31 protein-coding genes are annotated in these 21935 nt (G+C 51.0%); all 31 read right to left on the bottom strand.

From position 1 onward, the window contains the following. Positions 1-56: 56 nt before the first annotated feature. The gene (locus tag DXD12_RS08320; protein ID WP_003501992.1) at positions 57-380 is read right to left on the bottom strand and encodes a hypothetical protein; all 324 of its coding nucleotides are present in this window, start codon (positions 378-380) and stop codon (positions 57-59) included. Continuing rightward, on the bottom strand, positions 377-1477 hold the full coding sequence (locus tag DXD12_RS08315; RefSeq protein WP_003501995.1) for a DUF4313 domain-containing protein: 1101 nt from the start codon (positions 1475-1477) through the stop codon (positions 377-379). Before DXD12_RS08315 ends, DXD12_RS08320 begins: the two co-directional genes overlap by 4 nt. Next, the gene (locus tag DXD12_RS08310) at positions 1474-2019 is read right to left on the bottom strand and encodes a hypothetical protein (protein WP_003501997.1); all 546 of its coding nucleotides are present in this window, start codon (positions 2017-2019) and stop codon (positions 1474-1476) included. The genes DXD12_RS08315 and DXD12_RS08310 overlap by 4 nt, the downstream gene beginning before the upstream one ends. After that, positions 2016-2555, bottom strand: a complete 540-nt coding sequence (locus tag DXD12_RS08305; protein ID WP_003502000.1) for a hypothetical protein — start codon at positions 2553-2555, stop codon at positions 2016-2018. Before DXD12_RS08305 ends, DXD12_RS08310 begins: the two co-directional genes overlap by 4 nt. 175 nt (positions 2556-2730) lie before the next feature. Continuing rightward, on the bottom strand, positions 2731-3216 hold the full coding sequence (locus tag DXD12_RS08300; protein WP_118638062.1) for a hypothetical protein: 486 nt from the start codon (positions 3214-3216) through the stop codon (positions 2731-2733). Then, positions 3209-3637: a DUF6809 family protein gene (locus DXD12_RS08295; protein ID WP_003502005.1), complete on the bottom strand. Its 429-nt coding sequence runs from the start codon at positions 3635-3637 to the stop codon at positions 3209-3211. The genes DXD12_RS08300 and DXD12_RS08295 overlap by 8 nt, the downstream gene beginning before the upstream one ends. 35 nt (positions 3638-3672) lie before the next feature. After that, complete coding sequence (locus DXD12_RS08290; RefSeq protein ID WP_003502007.1) at positions 3673-4356, bottom strand: YkgJ family cysteine cluster protein; 684 nt, start codon at positions 4354-4356, stop codon at positions 3673-3675. A gap of 104 nt (positions 4357-4460) precedes the next feature. Continuing rightward, complete coding sequence (locus tag DXD12_RS08285; RefSeq protein ID WP_003502009.1) at positions 4461-4706, bottom strand: hypothetical protein; 246 nt, start codon at positions 4704-4706, stop codon at positions 4461-4463. Between the two features lie 63 nt (positions 4707-4769). After that, positions 4770-5309: a hypothetical protein gene (locus DXD12_RS08280; protein ID WP_003502011.1), complete on the bottom strand. Its 540-nt coding sequence runs from the start codon at positions 5307-5309 to the stop codon at positions 4770-4772. A gap of 103 nt (positions 5310-5412) precedes the next feature. Further along, positions 5413-6246 carry a hypothetical protein gene (locus DXD12_RS08275; protein WP_003499649.1) on the bottom strand — a complete coding sequence of 278 codons (834 nt, stop codon included), beginning with the start codon at positions 6244-6246 and terminating at the stop codon, positions 5413-5415. Positions 6247-6283: 37 nt separating this feature from the next. Next, positions 6284-7357: a DUF932 domain-containing protein gene (locus DXD12_RS08270; RefSeq protein ID WP_003499648.1), complete on the bottom strand. Its 1074-nt coding sequence runs from the start codon at positions 7355-7357 to the stop codon at positions 6284-6286. A 45-nt stretch (positions 7358-7402) separates the two neighbouring features. Beyond that, complete coding sequence (locus DXD12_RS08265; RefSeq protein ID WP_003499647.1) at positions 7403-8218, bottom strand: hypothetical protein; 816 nt, start codon at positions 8216-8218, stop codon at positions 7403-7405. A gap of 116 nt (positions 8219-8334) precedes the next feature. Beyond that, the gene (locus DXD12_RS08260) at positions 8335-8736 is read right to left on the bottom strand and encodes a single-stranded DNA-binding protein (RefSeq protein WP_003499646.1); all 402 of its coding nucleotides are present in this window, start codon (positions 8734-8736) and stop codon (positions 8335-8337) included. Between the two features lie 293 nt (positions 8737-9029). Beyond that, entirely contained in the window at positions 9030-9638 is a 609-nt protein-coding gene (locus DXD12_RS08255; RefSeq protein ID WP_003499645.1) for a hypothetical protein, read from the bottom strand. Between the two features lie 172 nt (positions 9639-9810). Continuing rightward, positions 9811-10269, bottom strand: a complete 459-nt coding sequence (locus tag DXD12_RS08250) for a hypothetical protein (RefSeq protein ID WP_308459193.1) — start codon at positions 10267-10269, stop codon at positions 9811-9813. Positions 10270-10271: 2 nt separating this feature from the next. After that, entirely contained in the window at positions 10272-10967 is a 696-nt protein-coding gene (locus DXD12_RS08245) for a hypothetical protein (RefSeq protein WP_003499643.1), read from the bottom strand. 60 nt (positions 10968-11027) lie between these two features. After that, positions 11028-11609, bottom strand: coding sequence for a sigma-70 family RNA polymerase sigma factor (locus tag DXD12_RS08240; RefSeq protein ID WP_050624190.1), 582 nt, complete (start codon positions 11607-11609; stop codon positions 11028-11030). Positions 11610-11625: 16 nt separating this feature from the next. Continuing rightward, positions 11626-12048, bottom strand: coding sequence for a zinc-finger-containing protein (locus DXD12_RS08235; protein WP_003499641.1), 423 nt, complete (start codon positions 12046-12048; stop codon positions 11626-11628). A 41-nt stretch (positions 12049-12089) separates the two neighbouring features. Beyond that, positions 12090-12437 (bottom strand): hypothetical protein, encoded by a 348-nt coding sequence (locus DXD12_RS08230; RefSeq protein ID WP_003499640.1) that lies wholly within the window; start codon positions 12435-12437, stop codon positions 12090-12092. A gap of 83 nt (positions 12438-12520) precedes the next feature. Further along, positions 12521-12742 carry a DUF6133 family protein gene (locus DXD12_RS08225; protein ID WP_003499639.1) on the bottom strand — a complete coding sequence of 74 codons (222 nt, stop codon included), beginning with the start codon at positions 12740-12742 and terminating at the stop codon, positions 12521-12523. A gap of 61 nt (positions 12743-12803) precedes the next feature. Next, positions 12804-12950, bottom strand: a complete 147-nt coding sequence (locus tag DXD12_RS15310) for a hypothetical protein (RefSeq protein ID WP_006873413.1) — start codon at positions 12948-12950, stop codon at positions 12804-12806. 185 nt (positions 12951-13135) lie between these two features. Beyond that, complete coding sequence (locus DXD12_RS08220; RefSeq protein ID WP_050624192.1) at positions 13136-14014, bottom strand: hypothetical protein; 879 nt, start codon at positions 14012-14014, stop codon at positions 13136-13138. Next, the gene (locus DXD12_RS08215; protein WP_003499637.1) at positions 14011-14943 is read right to left on the bottom strand and encodes a hypothetical protein; all 933 of its coding nucleotides are present in this window, start codon (positions 14941-14943) and stop codon (positions 14011-14013) included. The genes DXD12_RS08220 and DXD12_RS08215 overlap by 4 nt, the downstream gene beginning before the upstream one ends. Beyond that, on the bottom strand, positions 14944-16320 hold the full coding sequence (locus DXD12_RS08210; protein ID WP_003499636.1) for a CpaF/VirB11 family protein: 1377 nt from the start codon (positions 16318-16320) through the stop codon (positions 14944-14946). It lies immediately after the preceding gene. Continuing rightward, entirely contained in the window at positions 16313-17107 is a 795-nt protein-coding gene (locus DXD12_RS08205; protein WP_003499635.1) for a hypothetical protein, read from the bottom strand. The genes DXD12_RS08210 and DXD12_RS08205 overlap by 8 nt, the downstream gene beginning before the upstream one ends. A gap of 27 nt (positions 17108-17134) precedes the next feature. Beyond that, on the bottom strand, positions 17135-17974 hold the full coding sequence (locus DXD12_RS08200) for an RcpC/CpaB family pilus assembly protein (RefSeq protein WP_003499634.1): 840 nt from the start codon (positions 17972-17974) through the stop codon (positions 17135-17137). 12 nt (positions 17975-17986) lie between these two features. After that, the gene (locus DXD12_RS08195) at positions 17987-18499 is read right to left on the bottom strand and encodes a prepilin peptidase (RefSeq protein ID WP_003499633.1); all 513 of its coding nucleotides are present in this window, start codon (positions 18497-18499) and stop codon (positions 17987-17989) included. Beyond that, positions 18471-20168 (bottom strand): hypothetical protein, encoded by a 1698-nt coding sequence (locus DXD12_RS08190; RefSeq protein WP_118638060.1) that lies wholly within the window; start codon positions 20166-20168, stop codon positions 18471-18473. The genes DXD12_RS08195 and DXD12_RS08190 overlap by 29 nt, the downstream gene beginning before the upstream one ends. An 80-nt stretch (positions 20169-20248) precedes the next feature. Then, complete coding sequence (locus tag DXD12_RS08185; protein WP_003499631.1) at positions 20249-20818, bottom strand: DUF6550 family protein; 570 nt, start codon at positions 20816-20818, stop codon at positions 20249-20251. Positions 20819-20892: 74 nt separating this feature from the next. Continuing rightward, the gene (locus DXD12_RS08180) at positions 20893-21393 is read right to left on the bottom strand and encodes a hypothetical protein (RefSeq protein WP_003499630.1); all 501 of its coding nucleotides are present in this window, start codon (positions 21391-21393) and stop codon (positions 20893-20895) included. An 8-nt stretch (positions 21394-21401) separates the two neighbouring features. Further along, a complete protein-coding gene (locus DXD12_RS08175) occupies positions 21402-21860 on the bottom strand; it encodes a DUF4320 family protein (RefSeq protein ID WP_347561375.1) in 459 nt (152 codons plus the stop codon). Positions 21861-21935: the final 75 nt, after the last annotated feature.

The raw sequence follows: 21935 nt of genomic DNA, 5'->3' as shown, positions 1-21935 counted from the left end.
CGGACAAGGAAACCGGAGCAGGGAGAGGAATGCAGTTCCTCTCTGGTCATCGTCAGCTACACAGCCAAAATCTTTGACTCGAACTGATAGCGCAGAACCTGAGCCAGCTTTGTCCTGTTTTCACAAGTAATGCGATAGGTAGGGCCATAGTTATTCCGCTGTTCATCCATCCTTCGAATGGAAATGCTAAATCGGGTGCCCTCCTGGGTGATCCACAGACGCCTGCCCGTGGCAGCATCTTCAGCGATAATCCATAAAGGGCGCTGCATGGTCATATAGGTCTGGGGGTAAGCACGCCAGCCGCTGCGGTCATGGTAACAGAAACCGGGGGTTGTCTGCCGCCTTTCATTCAGTACATCATAAACTGCCTTATATTTCATGCACTGCACCGCCTTTCAAAGTTTTTCAGGTAGCCTGCATACCCTTCCGGATCCAGTTCCTGCAGCCGGTTGGCACGAAAACGATATTCGGGATAGGTGCAGAACCCGCTCTGCATGGTGCGGCCGGTGGGGATAGCCAGACCATGTCGGATGAGCCAGGTGGGAAATTCCGAATCGGCATTGGTGTCGATAAAGGCATGGTCTTTTTGCCGCTGACCGGGCAGGTTGACGGTGAGAGTCGCCCAGGGTTCCGGGTCACCGCTTTCCCATGTCACCATTTGTATGGCAAGGTTTCCATTCAGGTAGGAAGTCACCTGCAGCTGGATGGGGTGCGTGGCACCAAATTTCTTGTAAGGCAAGGTAACAGGTGCAGCATCAGTATCAGTATCAGGCTCTCCATCCTCTACGCCCAGTTCCCAACTAAGGGACAAAATCTGGCTCTGGCTCAGCGTGCGGGTATATTTCTTTGCGTATTTTGGCTTGAAGAGCAGGGCACCGTCCTGCAGGAGCAGCTTTCCTTCCTTTTGGTCCTGAATACAGCGCAGGCCATGCAGACGGGGCTTTGCGCGCTCCACCGCATCGTGGATCTTTGGATGGTCAAACCATATGGAATACTGTACGGCTACATTGAGATTGGGATGCTCCTGAAAGCGTGAGCATAGGAGATCCAGTACCTGTTGACAGACTTTTTTCCGTTTCTCCAGCGTTTGACGCTCGTTAAAGGTCAGTGTGAAGTACGAGAAATCCCGTTCGGATGCGTCTGCGGCGCCGCTAAAGGGATTACACCAGAAGTACAGATCCCATCGGTCGCTGCCATAGGACACAGGGATATTTTCGTCATACTGGTAGCAGACAAAGTCCTGTGCGATGGCTTCCATGACGGGTTTCATTGCTGCGCTGCTCTCCAAACTTGCCTGACGGATATATTGTTCCCATTCTTCGCAGGTGTGACTGTCATAAAACTGTTTGTTGGCTGCGGCCTCTGCTTCGGTGCATAGGGACTGCAGGCGCAGGGAGTGGACATCTTCTTTGGCATAGCCTTTTTCAAACCATCTGGTATCAATATTCATATGAGAACGATCTTCGCGAATTTTCATTTTGCATCCTCCTTGTGTATAGTTGCTGCATTTTTTGACGCAGTGTGGTCATTGGTCTTTCCAGTCATAGAGCCGACCATTTCTTTCAGACTGGCGATATACTGCTTCCATGCCTGTCTGGATTCTTCAGCACGCTTCAACTCGGCAAGCTGTTCTTCCGGTGACAGGGCTTCAAACTCGCATTGGCGGCAGTCCCTATCAATATCCAGAAAGATGCGGTTCAGGATGGAGAGAGCCAGTTCTGTAACAGTGGGGCTGTGTTCGTCAAGTGCTTTGCGTCCCTGACGAAACAATTCCAGATAGCGCTCATATTGCTGTTCGCTGATGAATTCCCAGCCGTAGGCTTCCTGGATGTCGCTTTCGCTATGGTATTGCATAGCTGCTTCAAATTCTGCCTCGCGGTCTGCGGCTTCCTTTTCGATGTGCCGCTTGAGCTTGGCGCGGATGCGCTCCAAGTCTTTGAGCAAAAGCTTGCAGGCTTTGGCCTCCATGAGATAACCGTGTGCTTCGCTGTTTAGATATTGCTGAGATGTATTTTTCATGCGGCAGCTTCCTCCTTGGATTTGGATTGAACAAAGAGTAGGAACCCGTTGCTGGTATCCTCCAGAAGCTGCCATGTACCATCCCGCCAGACGCAGGCGGTTGCATCGTTGTAGACTTCCGGCGTCTTGGGCGGGTCGTCAAAGCATTCCGGCGTCACATAAAGGCACATATGTCCCATATAGAAGGGCTGCAGAGCTGCTTCTATCTCTTTGCGCAGGGCAAGGGCGAGGGATTCGATCTCGTCAATATCCTGGCGCTGAAAGGCAGCATCTGAGATCTGTTTGAGCCGCTTGGTTTGCTTCACAGCTGCATCTATATAGGGTACGGCCTCATCAAAGTATTTGTGTTTGATCCGCATACCGTCAAATACCAGAAAGCGGGTATAGGCGGTAGCGGCTTTACAGATGTCTTGCCGCAAGGCATCAAATGGTTTTTTGTACTTGGTTTTCAGCACCTCCATGGATACGACCTGCAGATTGCGCCGCAGGGTTTCCAGATGGTTCACTAAAGTGGTGCGTAGTTCATCTCGTTCCATAGGCATCCTCCGTGGGTAACTTCCGGGCGGTTATCCGCGCCGGAAGTGGCGGCAGTGCTCATGCACATTGGCGTGGGTAAACGCAAAGCTCTTGCAGGCCAGCAATCGGTTCCGTTCTCTGGAAGATTGCCGGGCAACGTTTGCATGATACTTTTTAACAGATGTTTTTATAGGGTTATTCGAGTTCAGGTTCCCAAGGGGTATCTTCCTCATAAGGCGCAGCCTCCTTTTCATTGTCAGTGGACTTGTCGGCAGCCCGTACCGTCAGCAGAAGGGCATCTTCCCCGACATCGCTGCTGTGGGACTTTTGGGCTCGTTTTCTTTTGCATCGTTCCACGGCTTTGTCATAGTCGTAGCCGATACCAGCTTGCAGCTTGTCCGCAATTTTACGTAGCTTTTCTGCATGGTACTCATAGGTAGCACGATGGAATCCAGTCAGCTCCCACTGATCGCACACCGATTCCAGAAGCCGGACATAATCCCGCAGTGCGTTGACTGTTTTGTAGATATCGCCATAGCAGGTAGTAAAGGTATGGACGCCATCAAGATCCCGAAAGCAAAAAATCAGTTCTTCCCCCAAAAACTGTTCCAGTTGGACTGATTGTGCGATCATTGGCCGAAAAGCTTCCTGGGGCAGTTCGGGCAGTCTGTTCTCATCCATTGCTATCCTCCTCATGTTCCGGTATTGGCGGCTGTGGGCCTAAGCCTGCCGCAAACATCTGCACAGCGGTACGGTAACCAGAGGCGTATGCCTGCTCCAATACAGCAGAATTGCGGCATTGTACCGCAGTCTGATACTGTTCAAAAGCGATGGATGCCTCGTTGGAGAGCAGCGGGAGCAGAGCTTTTTCTTTCTGTTGTACTGCCTGATTAAAAGGTGTGAGGCGTTTATCAAGCTTGAACACATCTGCTTCATATTCGCCATAATAGAGCGAAGTGAGAAAGCGTGGGTCTGCCGGAAAGGATATAGCAGATGGTGCAGGGCGGGAAAGCGCCGCCGCAATATCTTTGAGTGTGTTGATCAGTGCAGGGAGCTGAACATTAAAAAATCTTTGCCCCATTGCTGTTTCGTGTAAATTCATAAAATGAGGCCCCCTTTCTAAAAGCCATTTGCCTTTTACTGTTCCCTGGCAATCCGGTGCAGGTCTGCTAACAGGTGCCGGTTATTCTGCTCATACTGAGGCTGAAAAGGCTGGTCTAAATCAAAATTGTAATAGCGGTAGTAGATCACCTTGAATACAATGCCCTGCCGCATGTCAGGGTCAATGGCGCGCATCAGTTTGCCCAGTTCGGTGGCGATCTCATATTCCCGCTTTACATATTCTTTGTCTTCCCTCTTAAAATTCTGATACAACCAGTCCTTGACGGATACCCGGCTGCCGGTAAAGTGGCTCCGGTGCCGGTCCAGACACAGGCAGTATTCAAAATCACGGCCACGCTCCCCTGGACCTACGGTAAGAGGATAGATACGGCAGGTACGGGTACGGGCAGGGTAGACGGAACAGCGCCCATCCATAAGGAAGATACAGGGGCCGTTTGGGGCTTTTGTCTTGAGCATATAGATAGGGAAGCCTTCTTCGGTCAGTGGTTCCGGTTCGCAGTAGCGGAACAGGAAATCCTCTATTCCTTCAATGGGCTCACCTTTTGTTCGGAGATAGCGAGCCAGGCGGTAGGCGTCCAGACTCTCCACCATTACACAGCCTTCGATATTGCGGCAGCACGCCCCGCATTGACGGCAGGAAAAGGTAAACTGGTCTTTGGGGCGGACTGGTTGAATTTCATTCATGATTTCTTCGTTCATTTTGTTCCTCCATAAAAAGAGCCGTGACGGAATGGTATCCGCCACGGCCAGAACTTGTGGAATAGTCAGCGGGAGCCGGCTGTTCCAATCCATTTACAGTCCCTTCACGCACATGCGGCCAATCTCACAGGGAGCGGACTGACAGCCGCCAGCGGAAAAGGGGACATGGACAGATGGTAGTGGGAGTTCTGCGTTTCAAAACGGACGCAATCCTCCGACTCCTCCAGAATCGCCACCACACGCGAAGTGTGGTAGATGTTTCCTCCGGCGTGCAGAAGCGCACCCCGCCCAACAGACAGTGGACGTAGCAGAGAACCATTCAAAACGATCTGTTTCTTTTCTTTCTTCATTCGGTTTGACCTCCAATCTTTTTGAAAATGTGGATGTAAGGGTATTTCGTATCTGTAATGGGTTTACCCATAGCAAATGTCCAACAGCACATCATGGACTTCGGCCAGAAGCTCTTTAATGCGCCGCATAGGAACCTTCTGGGTGCGGGCAATCTCACGGATACCATAGCCGCCCTGTTTCAGATGCACAATATCCATTTGCTGCTTGGATACTCTGCCGGCCAGTTCGTGGAGCAGAAGATCCATTTCCAACTGCTGCATGATTGGGTCATGGGCAGGAATGGTATCTTCTAAAGGTGCACCATCAGGATATAATCCGACATGAATACTGAGAACCTCCATATTGCGCTTGCGGCGCTCCTGGGTACGGAAGTAATCGAATAAGCAGAATTTCATTCTCCGATTAGCGATGGTGGAAAAAGTGAACTGTTGTGCGGTGAGATCAGAAAAGTAATCCCGAACGGCTTTCAGATAGCCGAAAATGACTACATCGTAAAATTCATCTTCTGGCAACCGGTTTTCGTTCAGAAACTTATAGACCAGGCTATGATGGGCGGTGGCAAATGCCTGTTGTTCTTTGGTTAATGGTACTTCACATAACATTGTATTTTCCTCCTTAAATAAAAAAAGAGGGATACCTCCGGTGTGTTCAACCGAAGGCATCCCTTTGTTCATGTGTCATGTGGCGCAGGTCACATCAAGATACTTATGCGGGCAGCTGCTCGCAGTCACCATTGATCTGGCTGACAGTATAGTGACCGTCTGCCGGCTCGTTGGTCATGGCGCCAGGCTCGATTACATAATCGCAGCCGGTGTCGCGCTGCTCCTCAGTGATTTCGGTACGCTGTTGGAGCAGGAGTTTGATCTGCTCCTTAAAACTGTTGGCGTAAGCCCGGATCTGAGCCAGTTCCTCGCCCTGGAAATCCTGCAGCAGTTTGAAGGTAGCAACACTGTAGTCATTGGTGCCGTTGTTCTCACGCTTGAGACCAATCTGCACGATGCTTCCGCAGGTGGCGCGGCAGCGGAACATAAAAGCTCGATTCAAAAAGTCTTTGAAAGGTTTGATGCTGGTGGGGGGCAGATTTATCTGCAGAGGCATGTACTCTCCACTGCGGAGCAGGTAGAGTATACGCATATTTTTGCAGGCTTTTCCCTTGCTGCCATCAGGTGCAGAACCAAAGCGGTTCATTGCGCAGGTGGCGCAGGCACCGCCGGGTGTACCGATGCCGATCTTGCCATCCGCAGAAGAACAAAGCGGCGTGGTATCGTCATCGTACTCGCTGCCGGCCGGCCAGTAGGCGCAGGTGGCGTGGCTATGCAGAATGACGCCTACCAGAGTCTTTTCATAGTCAGGATTGTCCGGATCATCGGACGGCATCTCGAACTGGAGTGTGCCGCCGGCGGGAATCTTGACACGCGGAAAGCTCATCTGCAGACCATCGGCGTCCTCGGCCAGTTCCTCGGCGCTGAAATCGCTTTCGATCATAGTGGGGAGCATGAATTTTTCCTGTTTCATCAAATCGCTGTTCTGATTATACATAGTGGTTCCTCCTTAAAAATGTGATGGTTGCAGATGGTCAGGCGGCCATCTGATTGATACGGTTCCACTGCTGCCGGGGCATGGACAGGATATTGTATCCGATCCCCTCCAGGGCAGTGGCGCGGTCATAGCTGTCCACATCCTGACTAAAGCGTGTTACGGCATTGGATAGCCCATAGAGGGTCAGATCCTTGCCTTCAATCAGACGCTGCAGAACGCCGGTGCTTTCTTCCTCGGTGATATTGAAATCCTTGCTTGCCAGACGGACAACACTGGGAATATCAGTGGTATTCATCTGGACGGTTGTGGCTTCACGCATCATGCCGACTACCCGTGTAAACCGTGTTTCATCCACGGCGGCCATCACGGTATCCTTGATCTTCATGGCAAATGCGTGGTCATCAGCGGCCAATGTCTCCTGTGAGAACAGTTGGAAGTTTTCGTCTGCCTCATTGACCCGTCCGATGTGAGTACGGCGAGTCTGGGCATCGTTGACAACCATGCCGTTACTGCATACCAGCCGATAGACCAAAGGCTGGATGTTGACGGAACCCAGTCCAACCTCACTATTGCTGATGATAACGCCGGACTGCACGATGTCACCGGGTACAACTTCGGCTTCAAGCCGCTTGTTGACTACCTTGATGTACATACGGCTGTCCGTGATCTGGCAGCTTTCAAAATAGGCGTCCTCCATTTGCTGAATGACAGGAAGGACGATTTCTGCAATGTCCAGGTTGTCAATGCGGCGATAGCGGTTGCTCAAAAACGCCCGTACAGTGCCATCCAGGGTGCGGACCATACGCTGGGTCGGTTCCCGCTGGAACCAGGAATTCACATTCTCCGCCAGCAGTTCCGGATAATCGGAAAGCATACGGTCATAGTAAGCAGCCGGAATCTTCAGATGTGTGCCGATCTGCCGATGGGCGATCTGGTTGATCTCCAGTGGCTCCACCAGTGGGTCATCGTGGTCATCAAAGGTGTGGAGATAAAGTTGAGAACCAAAAGGTTCTACTTGAAGCCGACGGGTATCAAGCAAATAGTCTTGCTTGAGTTTGGATTGGCGTTCAATCTGCTGTGCCATTTCCACGATGGTAAGTCCTGATTTCATTCGTCAAGTTCACTCCTTTCTCTGTGTTCCTTGGCAGCAGAAGCATTACCAGGACACCTGAATGCCCTGGGCAGTGACTTCAGCGGCCAGACCATTGCTTTCCAGAACCTCTGCCAGACGGGGCCAGTAGACCTTCTGGGGAAAGTTGTTCAGATGCTCCTGAGAAACAGCATCTTCGCCCTGCTCAATGCAGATATCACCGTCTTCCCGAAGCGTCAGTTTACTGTGCCCACGGGAATTAAGGTCGGAGATCAGTGCTTCCAGTACAGAGCGTCCTTGCGTTTCATACCAGATACGGGGATCAACAGGCTGCCTGTTCGGAGGTGTTGCATCATCCTCGTTAGTTTCTCCGCCGACCTTGGACAGCGGAACGATTTTGACCATATCGCATTTGATATTGGCGTTCTGATCCAGTGTCACATCGGCGTGATCAAACTCGTCAATGCCAAACACACGGATTCGGCCGGTACCGCCATTGCGGATCAGCTGCTCCGGCTGCTTTTCACACCACTCGAAGGTGGCTTGCGGATAAGCGGAGCGCAGATATGCCAGAATACGATGGTTGGTGTGGCGCACCAGAAGGTCATCGGAGTTGGTGCCGCCCAAGTCAGGAATCTCAAAACTTCGTGTTTGGATGCCTTCTGCATGGAGCTGTCTGGTGCGCTGTTGACGCTGGCGACGCCGTTGGGCCTGCTGCATATAGGGGAGAAGCAGGATCAAAACTACCCACAGTCCCCAGAGAGTGAAAACGCCCAGCAGCAGCCAGATCTGCCAGGGCCTGCGCACGAGAGCCATAATTGCGATGACCGCACCAATCAGGATCGTGATGCTGCCACTCAAAAGTCCTCTGTCATTATTCATGTTTGATACCATCCTTTTTTCTGAATTTGTTGGAAAACAAAAAAAGAGGGACCGCACCAAGCTTTCAGTTTCATTCTGAAAAACTTGATACGGTCCCTCTTAGGAGCCGAAGTAAACTACTCCGGCAGGGATTCACGGTCACCGTCCAATACCTCCGCGGGAGGCAGTGCGGGTTCCGCCGTAATGTCCGGGTCATTCTCTTGTCTGTTCGCCGCGGCGGGCTGTTTGGGGAGAAAACCGAAGTCATTTAGACTGACCTTCAGTTTCTTTTCCAATTTGCCGTCCTTCATGCGAACATCTACCAGCCGCTGTGAGCCGGCAAGCCAGATCATACTGCCTTTTTTGACCTTGAATTGCATGAGCCGGGTGACATCTGCATCCCAGGCCCACACCTGATAGAACTGCGTCCAGTTTTTGGTGCGTTCCATCAGATCAAAGCATACATAGCTTTGTTTGGACTGGCTTTCTTTGGGTACGAGGTCGTTCATGACGCGCCCGAACACAAAAATCTGTGCCATAACACTCCTTTCTGCCATTGGCATTATTATCTATATAAAAAAGTGCCAGCAGTTTTTCGACCCTAAAAGGGCGCAAAAAATCACTGACACTTGCATACAAACTTAACAGCGTGTGCAATGCAGGCTTTTGGCCTACGGTACAGATCAAAAAGACCTGTATTCCCAAATGGGATACGCACAAAAATCAATTACAGATACAGTATAGCACTGCATCTTGTGCCTGTCAAGATGTAAAACACTATATATAGATTTATAGCCAGCGACAAGTACGATATGTAGTAGTTGAAAAGGTTTTACTCTGTAAGATGGTTCATAACGCGGTAGTAGTCATCCAATAGGTAGAACTGAGTCTTTGTTGGGGATGCCGTTTGATAGTCAAAGGTCAGGCCGTATAGGCTTCCGGTGCCATCTACTCCCAGAGGACCAAACCAGCAGGACATTGTATGGCCGTTGAAATACCATAGCTGCAGGTCATTATATTCCGATTCGGTAACGAGTCCTTTGCGTGCCAGCCGAAGGGCGTCATCTTCACTGATCAAAGGATGGGACAGAAAATGGTGGTAGAGATCATCGGACATACCAAGTGCCTGCTGGTAGGTAAGCGGGTTGGGATTGTCCAGCCACCAGCGGGTCAGCGCTTCAAAGTCATGGACGACTGGGCGGGGCGTAAGGCTGCGGAATTGCTTTAGAAAAGCGATTACTGTTTCTGGAGCAGCTGGAGCTGGTATAGGTATTTCCTGTACACAGTCATTGAGAAAGGCAAACGCGATTTTTTCACCGGTTTTGTCCTCCAGCATCAGTCCGAAGCGCGACAAAGGAGCGAGCAGGAAATGCTCCAGCGCAAAGTTTTCTTCCAGAAAGCGATAGACTTTATATTGTTCGATGGTATGGGGCTTATACATAGGAAACCCTCCTTTCCTTGATCTACCCAATAAATAGGGACAGAAGGAATGTATTCTGCAAAATATAAGGAAATCAGGCGTTGGTCATTGTGATTTGCAAAATGCCCTTTAAGAAAGCGAGGTGGCTCAAAACCACCTCGCATTTTTAGGATTCAGAGGACGGATCGGGATGTTACTCCGGCTCGCTGATTGCTTCATAGCCCAAAAAGCTGTTCGTTGAAAGGGCTGCGTCCAGATAGTCATTTCCCACGGCAGGCCGCGCCCCTTTCTGAAAGTAAAATCGGTAGGGTGCGCCTATTTTAAGCCGGGCCGATTTACTGAGAAGCAGTGTGATCTCTATACCATGGCTGTCTATCAGATGTACTTTGCGGTAGTGGCGGAGCATAGGTGTACTGATACCGGCGCAGATGCCTTCCACTACCTCGTAGTTCTTATGTGCTGCAGTCGCCCAGATCCATCGACAGGATATAAGACAGGCGCAGAGTACGACAATCCCCAATGCCAGCAGGATATGATCTTTAGTCGCCACGCAGATGATGACGCTGATTCCCGCACTGGCGATTCCGGCCAGCAGAGTGAGCAGAAACTTTCGCTGCAATACGGTGGGAAAAAGAGTCCATTGTTTCATCATGCTCATACCCTCTCAAAGATAATCTGCTGCCGCAGATAAAGATTGGCAACGGCTAATGTCACTGGCTTGCTGCTCTGGCTGATTTTGACCATGCTGGCAATGTTGTCACTGGTGGTCGTTTCATCTCCGTAGAGGGAATCCAAAAGCGCACATTCATTGGGGAGGCGGGAAATATTTTTATCTATGCACTTGATGATCTCTGCAGTGGAGAGCAGGGCTTGGCCGGCAAGGCGCATGACCAGAACTTCGTATTTGGTGCGTTTATCTTTCTGGAACAGTTTCCGCGCAGCGGATACCGGAACATGTGCCAGCAGCGTCAGCTTGACAAAAGAGGCGAGCCGGAGGAAGAACGGTCCGCTGGTTGGGATAATGCTGAGCGAACCAAGCAGGTCATACAGAGCATCGTATTCTGTTTCACCGCTGCCGGATACCAGAAGACCGCGGGTAAGCAGTCGGTTTGTACAGTCTTCCCAAGAACGCTCGGTACAGTAACCGGATGCGGTGGCTAGCTTTTCGTATTCTTGTGCGATGTCATCCCAGCGCAGGATTCTCCAGTTGAGCATGCTCCAAATCACCATTTCCTGCATATCGGCCATGTACTCCTGACCGCCTAACAGGATGATTGGACAACTGCGGTTGCAGCCGTTTGTCCTTCGTTCAAACCGGCCGACCGCAGTGTATAGGGTTTTGATTGCCATATTTCGATACCTCCTTTTTATACATATCCCTTACTGTTATTGATGCTGATTTTCAACAGATCAAAGCAGGCAGGTTAAAAAGTCAGGGTCATTGCGAAGTTTTTCCAGGGAGCGGGAGATCCAGGCGCCCACATGGGAAGGAGGGACTTGATAGAGGGCGGCGATGTCTGTAATGCGCATTCCCTGAACCTTCAGCGCCAGTGCTTCGATGCCAAGTCTGGCAACGCCCTGATAGTTCTGTTTGCTGGCTTCCAGCAGATCAAGGGTCTCCAGACGAGAAAGGTGGGAGTCAAAATGGTCATCCGGCTGGTCTACCTGCTCTCCATCTGCGGCCAGCTCGCCCTGTTCTCCGATGATCAGCCGACTGATGTGCCGCCCCTGACTACAGATTTTTCGGCAGTAGGAGAGGAGTCCATTTTTCACAACCTTTTTGGCGTAGGTTGAAAACTGCGCCTGTCCGGCATTGTAGGTAAAAGCGGCCTTGCAGAGCCACAGGCATCCTTCCTGAAACAGATCTCCGTACTCCAGACCACAGATGCCGGGATTTACATGGATGTTGTTGACAATGACCCAGTGAACGATGGATAGGTTTTTTTCTACCAGTGTCTGCTGGTCTTTGGTAAGCTTAAAGTTTTGCTTCATCAGGCTTCACCTCCGTTCAGGCAGCACGCCCGGATGTGTACGCCGGAGCCTGCTGACAGAGGGAAATGACTTGCTCACACATATATTCGGAAAACTGGCCGATGTGGGTCTGGTGTGCATCCAGCCCCAGTTTGGCTTGCAGCCAGATATAGACCTCCCATTTTTCCATATGGCAGTCCTGCTGCAGTTTTTTTAGGGCACGATGGGCCAGAATGCGTTTGTGGCGCAGATCGCCATTCGCCAGTGTCCCCATGGGGAGCAATGTGCGCTCATGAGCACTGACATAGGCATTGCAGGCCGGCCATCTGTCGCAGACATACAGGAATTTTCCTCTGGTCTGTGGAGTAGATCCATACACAAGGCTTGCAGGCCGAAGAGAAGCGTGAGCATGACAATAAGGACATTTGATTTGCTTTTGTTTCAATAAAATCACCTCCATTACGCGCCGATGACGGCGGCATTGCGTCTTAACAGGCAGAATCATCCGAAGTAGGTATCCCGGTCTGGGCATAGCTGTAAAAACGGACATACATGGTCCGAAGAGGTATGCCATTCCAGAAACTTGGTATAAGCAGTCCGGAACGAGCGGCACTCCAGAATTGCAGAGCATTCTTCGGGGTCCACTGCTTCTCCACTCAGCTTCCGCACTGTCTGGACGGACAGAAAGATCGGCTGACAGCCTGCGTCTGCTGCCATCAGGAACCCCTCACAGGATGCCTGCCGGATCATTGGACAAAGTGAACCGCTGCAGCGGATGAACAGGGCGTTGCGCCAGTTACCCCGGACTGCCTGCAGAAAGGAATAGAACTGACACGGTTTTTGATTCATGCTTTCACCTCCATTAGTCGTTATCTGCAAATAAAAAAGGGGCCAGCTGCAGAAGTTCTGCAAACTGGCCCCTGATTTGGTGCTTAGGAGAACAGACTTTCAATCTCTTCAGTGATGCGGGGGATGACCGTATCGTTGAAGATGAGGGTCAGAGCCGCCAGGAGCAGCGCACCCAAAACTACGGCGATAATGATCTTGACGGCATCCGAAATGTAAAAATCGCCGCGCTGATTGGACAATGCCATACGGCCGCGGTTGAGCAGATAGTTGGCTTTGGTATAGATACGGGTCGTGAATTTTCTCATGGTTAACCTCCTGTTATGTGTTTGATTTGTGGTTGGGTAGGTATATCAAGTCCACCGTCTGTTAAGCGCGGCGGATAGGCTTGATCAGATTGTTTTTGTTGGAACGGGGCCGGTTCGGATATGCTTTAGGCCGCTGGAACAGCAAGCAACGAAATCGGCGTTTTTTGGTGCCGGTATCATTCGGCGGATAAAATTTCTTTTTGGGCATAGGCATTCTCCTGTAAAAAATGAAGCCGGGCTGATGAAACAGACCGGCTCAGTTAGGACCAATGGAAATAATGTGCCTGTCGCTATGGAAAATCGCTTGGGTACAAACGCTCACCTCCCTGTGTATTTGTCTTCCATATGAGGAGCAGGTATGAAAACGCCCGGAAGTACCGGGTCGGATACCAATTAGCCAAAGAACGCCCCGAGCGAACTCATAACCTCGGTACAGAGCACCACCAGATAGATAATCATAATGCAAATCAGCATCATCATAGAGTAACGCTGAATCTTTTTGGGACGTTTGGCAGCTTCCTTCTTCAGATTGTTCTGCTCGATCTGGCGCATATCGAAAGTAATCATTTTGAAGTACATCCGCTGATCATCGCCGCGCAGGACACCAATCAGGCCACGGATCACATCGGACAGCATGGGGCTGCCAATGCGGGTTTCAAATCGAATGAGGGCATTTTCATAGTTGCCGGTCTTCATATCAGCAATGGTCTGATCCAGCTCGGCGCCGAAGTCTTTCCCAGCCACACGGCGGTAGGAAGTCAGAATTTTAAGTACATCCCTGTCATTTTCAAGGCTCTGGCCGACGGTCAAAGCAAATCGGGGGATCTCTCCCTCGATCAGTTTGCGGCGCTTTTTAACAAAATCAAAGGCTGCATAGTAGGTTGAAAACCACAGCGCTACCGCAAGGCCAATCAAAATAGGTACCAGCAGCGGAATAAGAAATGCCATGGGGATGGCACACAGGCCAACTGCCCCTGCAGTTACCCAGGCTCTGGCTGTATAGACCTCCGGGGTAAGCTGCAGACCTGCAATGTCCAGAGCGCGTTGCACCTTATTGCGCTTGAGCCGGTCCAGCCGCAAATAAGGGGCGATCCAACCGGCGATTTTTGTCACATAGACATCAAGCAGCTTTTCATTTTTGGTGCCCTGCTGTTTGCGGGAGAGCATCATCATTTGTGAGGTCTTCTTGGTCGGGATGTCCACAAAGGCACAGGTCAGGTTGTAGACAGCAAAACCGAAGAAGATGATGGCGATGAGCGCCAGAAAGGTCATACGCTATCACCTCCATATTCGATGGGCTTGCTCAGTTTCATAATCTGGGTCAGCGCAAACAGGATGATGGCTGCACAGATTGCCAGTGCAATTTTGCCCGGTGTGGTGAAGATAAGGGTGTGGAACCAATCCTCATTCAAGAAATAGAGCATCGGCACATTGGCGATAACCAGAAATATCATGGTGATGGCTTCACGCCGCGGTCCTTGCATCATTGCCTCCAGTTCCGACTGCACCACACGCACATCGGAGAATTTCTGGTTGATGGTAGGCAGGGTATTCTTCATACTGCGGTCGGACTGGCATTGGATGAGGGTACCGCACCATTCATGGAAGACCCGGTTGGGAATCTTCATCTTCAGGCTGTTGATAGCACTGGTGATGTTGGCATTGATCAATTCCGCTTCATAAACGAAGGCTTCAAAGTTGGCTTTTACCGGCTCATTGATATAGGGCAGGTTTTCCTTGACAGAACGGATCAGATCCTCGGTGCGCAGGTAGGAAGTCGTGATGATGGAAATAGCGGTTTCCAGTTCTTCATTCAGATGCTTTTTATAGCTGGCGGCAGTGCTGCGCAGATACCAGATCGGTATAAGGGAAAAACCGATACCCAGAATGGGCACCATGTACACATTCCCAATCAAAAGAGCCAGCACAGCCCCCACAGCGAACAGAATCAGGGACAGTCGTTTTATTGCCTCATAGCGGTCCGCCCGTCCGGTACCCTTCAAGATCTGTTTCAGTTCGTAATCCTGATTAAAAAAACCCTTGGCTGGTGTGCCCAGAAGAACATTCAGTTCATCAGACAAGGTGGCGGATTTTCGCTGGGAGCGGAAGAGGGCGTCAATAAAATCACCCGGCTTCACACCAAACAGAGCCAAAAGCCCAGCACTGAGCAGGATAAAACAGATAAGATAGATCCATTGCAATTAACCCACCTCCTTTGGCGGCTGCATGAATTCTTCCAATTCCTTGTTGGAAATGCCATTGTCCAACAGCCTTTTCTTCAAGGAATCGGAGATCAAGCCGATTTTTTTATGGTGCCCCACCACACGGGTTTCACCACGGTCATCAGTTACATTGTCCTCCACTTCATATTTGTATAGGGAATGGGCGATCAACCGCCCGTCCTGGTAGTCCTCGCCCTCGATGATTTCCATGATCTTACGGGAACGGTCCTCCAGCTGCTTGGTAAAGACGATGATGGGATACGCCTCTACCATGATCTGCATGAGGATGGAGTCATCCATGTTGTACTTGCGTTTGGCAAGGGTCATCATCCTGCGGTAAGTACTGTTGCAGGAATTGGAGTGGATGGTGGTACATACGGTATGGCCGGTGCGGGAACTTTCGGCTGCGGACAGGCTTTCTGCCGCTGACCGCATTTCACCTACACCGATGACATCCGGATGCTTACGCAGCACCCGCTCCAGAAGAAAATCCTGATTGATGTTCAGCGCAGGGTTCTCGCTGGGGCGGGTCAGCAGATGTACCACGGAATTGAGGATATTGCCCTGTGCATCCCGCTTGACCAGATCAAATTCGCGGCTGCCTTCTTCAATGGTAATAAGGCGCCGGTTATTGGGCACATTGGACAGCAGCCAGGCCATGATCGTGGTCTTGCCGGAGCCGGTGGAGCCGGCAATGCAGACGGACACCCCATATCGTATACAGGCAGTCAGAAAGTGAAGCATTTCAGCGGTGGCACTGCCGGAGTTCAGCAGTTTTTCTTCACTGACGGTCTGCTGGTTGACAATACGGATGGAGGCATTGACGCCTACATCTGCATCCACAATGGGAGTTTTGTCCACTGAAATACGGATGTTTTTGTCCAGAAATCCCACAATGCTGGGCATAGTATCATCAATGACCATGCCGCAGGCGTTGAGCATTCGGCGGATCACATCGATGGCGTGCTGGGGCGAACTGAATTTATCAGAGATCTTGATACTGCGCCCACTGGATTCGATCACTTCAATGTCGTTGTAGGCGTTGATGTTGACCTCCTCAACACCAGGCTTATAGATCCATTTCTTCAAAAAGGAGTAGCCGGCCATGTCTTCATAGAGCTTGGAACACAGTTCTTTTGTAGAGAGCCCGTCAAGGGCATATTTGCGTTTGACAATGTAGTGTTCCATCAGTTCTTTCAGCAGGCTTGTGGCACGCTCTGCATTGCCTTCCCCAGCTTCAGCAATGGTGGAGGCATGGTTTTCGGCAAAATACCGCTGTACATCCTCCAGTACCTGGTCATAGGTCAGCTCCTGATTGGCGGCCGGTGTGAAGAATATATCATTCAAATTACTCATCGGCATCCTCCTCACATTCATACGCTGCATCATCCTCTGACTGTTCGGCCAGTTCCATTTGCTCCAGAATTTCCAGTACCTTGTTCAGTGAAGCAGTGTATTTGGGGTTACAGTAGGTGATAGCCTTGAACATACCGCCTTCGGTAGCACAGCGGTCGATCTCCTTACTGTAGGGAAGCAGGCCGTCAAACCCGCCAATGATATAGCCCATTTCATCCAAGGCGTGGAAGGGACGGGCCAGACCGGCGAATGTCATATGCTCAGAAAACCGGAAGCGCTCGTCCACAAGCAGAGGTTGATGGGCTTTCAGGTAGTTGATGCCCTTTAGGTCCGGGGTGAGGATACGGATGACCACATCGCCGGCTTCAATGGCGGCGGGAGTGAACACATTGGTCATGCTGGTGCTGCAGTCCAGAATGACGAAATCTACCAGTTTGGCGGCAGCATGAATGAGCTGCAGTACCATGGTATATTTGACCTCTGGGTAGCTCAGCGGGTTTTCTCCTGCCGCATAGCCCATCATCCCAATGAAGGGATAGTTTTTCAGCACTGTCACATGACTGGCGACCAGAGATGTATCAATCTCCACACTGCTCAAAACCTGGCCGATAGAGGTATTGGTCTGGATGATCTGCTCCGGTAGCCAGACCGGCAGCATAGGGACATTCATATCGGCATTGATAATGATGGCTTTCCGCTTGTCCCGGGTCAGGGCTTTGGCCAGAATACAGCAGAACATGGATTTGCCGCTGCCGGGGCTTCCCCAGACGGTGATAACTTTACCCATAACGAAGATCCTCCTTCCTTGATTTGATTATTCTGCCGAGGGTGCAGTTTCATTAGTGGATTGTGCAGACTCTGCAGTTTCCGTTTCCTGGGGTTCACTTTCAACATCAGAATTTTCCGCATCTGCAGCTTCTTCCTCAATCAAAGTTTCGGGGAAGTAGATTTCCTGCAGAGTCTTATCCTGCTCGGCAAGCAGCTCATCTGCCAGTTTGTCATTGTTGCGGGAGATAAGAGCCACATGAGCTACGCCGTCATTTTCAAGACCGGTAATGATCTTCGCCTGTTCAGGGCTTGCCAGCACAGTGATGGTGGCTGACTGCTGCTTTTCTTCATCCTCCGTGGGCTCCTTGGCATTATCCACATTGATGCCGTCTGAGTCTGTGACGGACAATACTTTGACAAAACGCAGTTCCGGTACTTCGGCCGCCGTATCAAGAAAGTGGTAAATACGGATGATGTCACCGGGCTGAAGCTTGTCAGAGAGGCCGGAAGCAAGTGTTTTAACGGTCAGCGAGATAGCGACCTTACCGGAAGGGATGCTGTTGAGCGCCACATCGGACGAAACCGGTACAGAGCTGATCTTGCTGGTAAGGATATAGTCACCCACAGCCAAGTCGGCGGTAGCGTAAAGACCATTTACATCAGAGAGCTGATGGGCGATGTTGGAGGGGAGGTTATAGCCGCCTACCTCAACCACCTCGGCATTTTCTGACGAGATTTGTTCGCCTTTCAATACCGGCTGGGTAATGCGGACGATTTCCTCCTTTCCATTGGTCTGACGGGCGATGGTTGGAAGTGCCACAAAGGCGATAACCGCCGCCAGCAGCAGAGAAAGGATACCGAAGATGAATCGGTTATTGAGTTTCATAAGCGTTGTCTCCTATCTTAAAAATAGTTGGGCCAAGGTCGCTGTACAGCAGCCGCAGGCGAGAAATGGCAGGAACGGGATAGCAAGGGGCTGCCCGGTTCGGTAAAGCCGCCTGAGAAGAAAGATCACAGGCATTGCGGTAACAGCTGCAGTCAGAAAGACCAGCGCCATGCCGGAAGGACCGTAGACCAGCCCTAATATCCCGCAGAACTTGATATCCCCGCCGCCCAGACCAGTGCCGTTTGTTGCCAGTGCAGCTGCCAATGGAATACAAAAGCCGAGCAGGGCACCTACCAGAGCATGGGTAGCGACCGGCCAGAGAAAGAGCGGCGGAAGTCCATGATTTAACAGGAAATACCCTTGAAGGACCGGCGCCAGGGCAGCTAAGGGGATAAAAAAGACGAGTGCCCGGTCAGGCACCCGTCTGTAAAGCACATCGTAGACAGCAAAGCCGGCCACCACAAAAAATATGGTAAGCAGGTAAGCTGTCCAGAGGTTATTCTCGATTGGTATACCAGTCATCATAAAGGCTCCCTTGGATCGAAACATAGTCATTTAGGTTGATGGATAACATACCGTCAGGAGTCCAGGTATCCCACACCTGTGTATAGATGGTGTAGTCGGTGGCATCGGGGAACCACAGCGGTGTGAAATGCACTGTCCGGTCATAGGTGGAAAACTCGTTGGGCTTAAAGATGAATTTTGCACTTTGGCCGCCGGAACGCTGCAGAAGCCGCAGATAGGTCTGATACTGGAACTCAGGAAATACGGAAAAGGCAGTTTGGGGATAAGTAATGTGGCTGGTCGGGGCATCTGTTGACAGCGTTGCCCGCACTTCGGTTTTAACGCCGTACCCGCTTTTCATCGTCTTGCCGGATGCTGTGGGTACAATATCATCTGGCATTAGAGACATCTCGCCGCTGATGGAAGCGGAGTAGCCCGTATATTCGTATTCCCAATATCCTTCATCGACCCAGTGACCTCCATCTTCACCGTGGTCGCACCATACCCATACAGGCACCCAGTAGCAGCTCCAGACGCCCCAGTTGGCAGTGAGCTTCTGCGTTTCATTGGGCAGGGGCGGCACAGAGTAGCCGGGATTCGTGTCGGTTGCCACAGGGTCAGGCGGAATGTGTTCATTCAGGTCCACGATCTTTGCGACAAAGGTATCCTGGGCGGTATAGGCGCCGCTGACAGATACTGTAATGGTTATGGTCTGGGGTGTGGAGGGAGTATGCCATTTGACCCAGACTACCTGACTGTCACCGGCGGGGATCACTATATCATTGACCCGGTAGGTGGTGCCGAGGATATGGAAGGTAACCGATGCCGGATTATCCGGCGTCAGATCTTGGTCCGTCCGTAGTGTGACGGCGGTGATCACATCCGTGTCCACTCGGTATTCGACATCAGGGGCCTCAATTTCTCCTTCCGGCGGAGCTTCATCAAACCAGACGATACCAACGCCAAGGGTGCTGATGATGTCGGAATTGTTCTGCTTTCCAGTGGTGTTGCCTGTCCAGGCGGAGATGCCAAGGTCGCTGAATTCCAGGAACATTGACAGCGGCAGATTTTTATGGGTAAGCGAGGTCATGGTTTTCCGCAGATTGCCGCCGGACATCTGATCATACAGGCCGGCCTCAGTAGCTGTCATGCAGTAATACTGACCGTTGTGAGTGAAGTAGGCAATGGGTTCAATCAGAAGCTTGTACTCGCCGGCAATCATCCGTTCATAATCGACGCCGGCTGCCTGAGCGACCATCATGCACGCATATTCAGAACAGAAATACCGTTTGATGGCTTCGATGTTGCTCTGCCCCTTGCTGCTGACGATGGTGGGCATAGACTGTGTAGGTCTAATGCAGGAATAGGCAACGCCGGACTGAAGGGAGAGGCCGGTGCCGCCCAGATATTGCAGCTTGTTGACTTTACCAAAATGGAGAAGACTGGTTTTCTGCGTCCGGTTTGAAAAGTCCAGCGGCGAAGATACGGCAGTTCCACTGGATGCGTCAACAACAGTAATGCGAACGCCATCGTTGCCTGAGTTCCAGAAGTTGCTGCTTGTGCCCTGACCCATGCTGCCACCGCCGCCATCTATGTTTCCATTTCCGCCCGATGCAAAGGCAGAGGAGGGGAATAGACAGAAAACAAGGGTAAAGCAGCATAGGAAGGCGAGAAGTCGTTTCAAATACATCACGCTCCATTCCTTTTGAAAATAGGAAGGCCGCCACAATCCTGTGACGGCCAAGTAGTGTCATATTCAGTTGTAGTAAATCAGCCCATATTGCCGACCTGTTTGTTCAGATCCCCATCGCTGTCACCGGTGGACTGCTGTACATTGCCGGGAACAACCCAGCCAAACACTGGATCGTATACAGCTCCATTTCCGTTGCTGGAGCCGGGAACCGGGTCATTGCTGGGCGGCGTTTGCTCGGCGGGTGGGGCAGTGACCTCCGGAACTGACGGGTCAGGATTGACGGTATGCTCCTGACCAGGATCTTTGATTTCGGTCTTACCTTCCGGCACCGGAGGAGGTGTTTCTTTAGGCTTTTCGGTGTCAGTGAAGTCGATCACAACCTCATCCTCCGTTTGGGAGGTTACTTTGGGATATTCTTCTTTGGCGTCTGTGGACTGGCCGGGGGCATAAGCATCTGCTCCATTATCACCATCTGTCTGTGTGCCGCCATCTGACCAATCGCCGGTGACGCTGCTGGGTGGAGATTCATCCGGTCTAAAATCTCCGGTACGGTCGCGGCTTACGAACCAGCAGACACCCAGAATAGAGACACAGAGGAGAGCCAGCGAGGAAACAATAAAGCCTTTGGATTGGAAAAACTTCTTCATATTTTACATACACTCCTTTTTTGCTGTTATATAAAGCCTATACGGTAGAATGTGCCGGGCTTTCAACAGTATTGTTAGAATTTTGTGTTGTGGTAGCCTGTCAGCTCCACCCGTTGGGTGATAGCCGGATAACTGTGACCGAACATCTGCACATAGAACTCCACATCACAGTAAAAGATGTACTCAACCCGTCCATCCTCTACATTGAACTCCAGGCTGATGTCGGAAACCTTGTAATCCTCCGTTGAAAGCGGAATCTTGGAGTCCAGGCCGCCTGCTACTGTAGCCTCCAGCATGTCGGTATAATCATTGCTGGAGTAAAGGGTATTTAGGTACTCTTCAAAGTTGGTTTCACGCTGGGAGCGGTAGGTGTCTGCATAAATTGTGCCGCTGAGGTTATTTAACTCCATTTTAGCGCCATTGCGGATGTTGATGCAGGTGATCCGGATGGAAGCGTACAGGAGCAGGAAGGAGATCAGCATCACGATACCTACCACAAAAAAGCAGGCGAAAAAGGTGATCTCGCCCCGTTCGTTTCGCAGCGACTGTTTCAGCCGCAGGAATATGCGTTTCATAGGTCACCTCACTTCCAGTAGTGCTCACTGACGCCGCTGCCACGGGCAACCACTGTGATGTTTACCAGGTCAAAATTCCAGAACCCACCCAGTTTGGCATCTCCCTCGATAGTAATGAAGAAGGGGGTGCCCAACTGGATGGCATTTGTCATACCGGATGGCCTGGGTGATGTGTAGGTAGTGTCAATGGAGTAGGAAATATTTTCGGCTCCTTCGATCTGAGAACTCAAAAATTCAAACAGCTCATCGGTCTCGCCGTTGACGCCGCCGGAAAGCTGGATCTGTTTGACCATCTGATCGGCGGCATGGTCAAGTTCCTGCTTGGTGGAAATGATGCTGAACAGGTCAATAATGAAGGCAAGAAGCAGGACGGCAATGAAGATAAAGACCACCGTACTGAAATAGTTGGCCTCGCCCCGCTCGTTGTTCAGCATCTTCCGGGCTTTTTGAAAGAGAATAGAAACCACCACCTTTACTTAAATTGAAAACAGCCGCTCCAAACCGGAGCGGCTGCTATGCAAAGTTTTGACTGTACCAAGTAT

Origin of the sequence: Clostridium sp. TF11-13AC, from assembly GCF_003481065.1 — a bacterium.
In the GTDB taxonomy this organism is placed as follows: Bacteria; Bacillota; Clostridia; order Lachnospirales; family Lachnospiraceae; genus Otoolea; species Otoolea fessa.
This window is presented reverse-complemented; position numbering and strand designations above follow the sequence as displayed.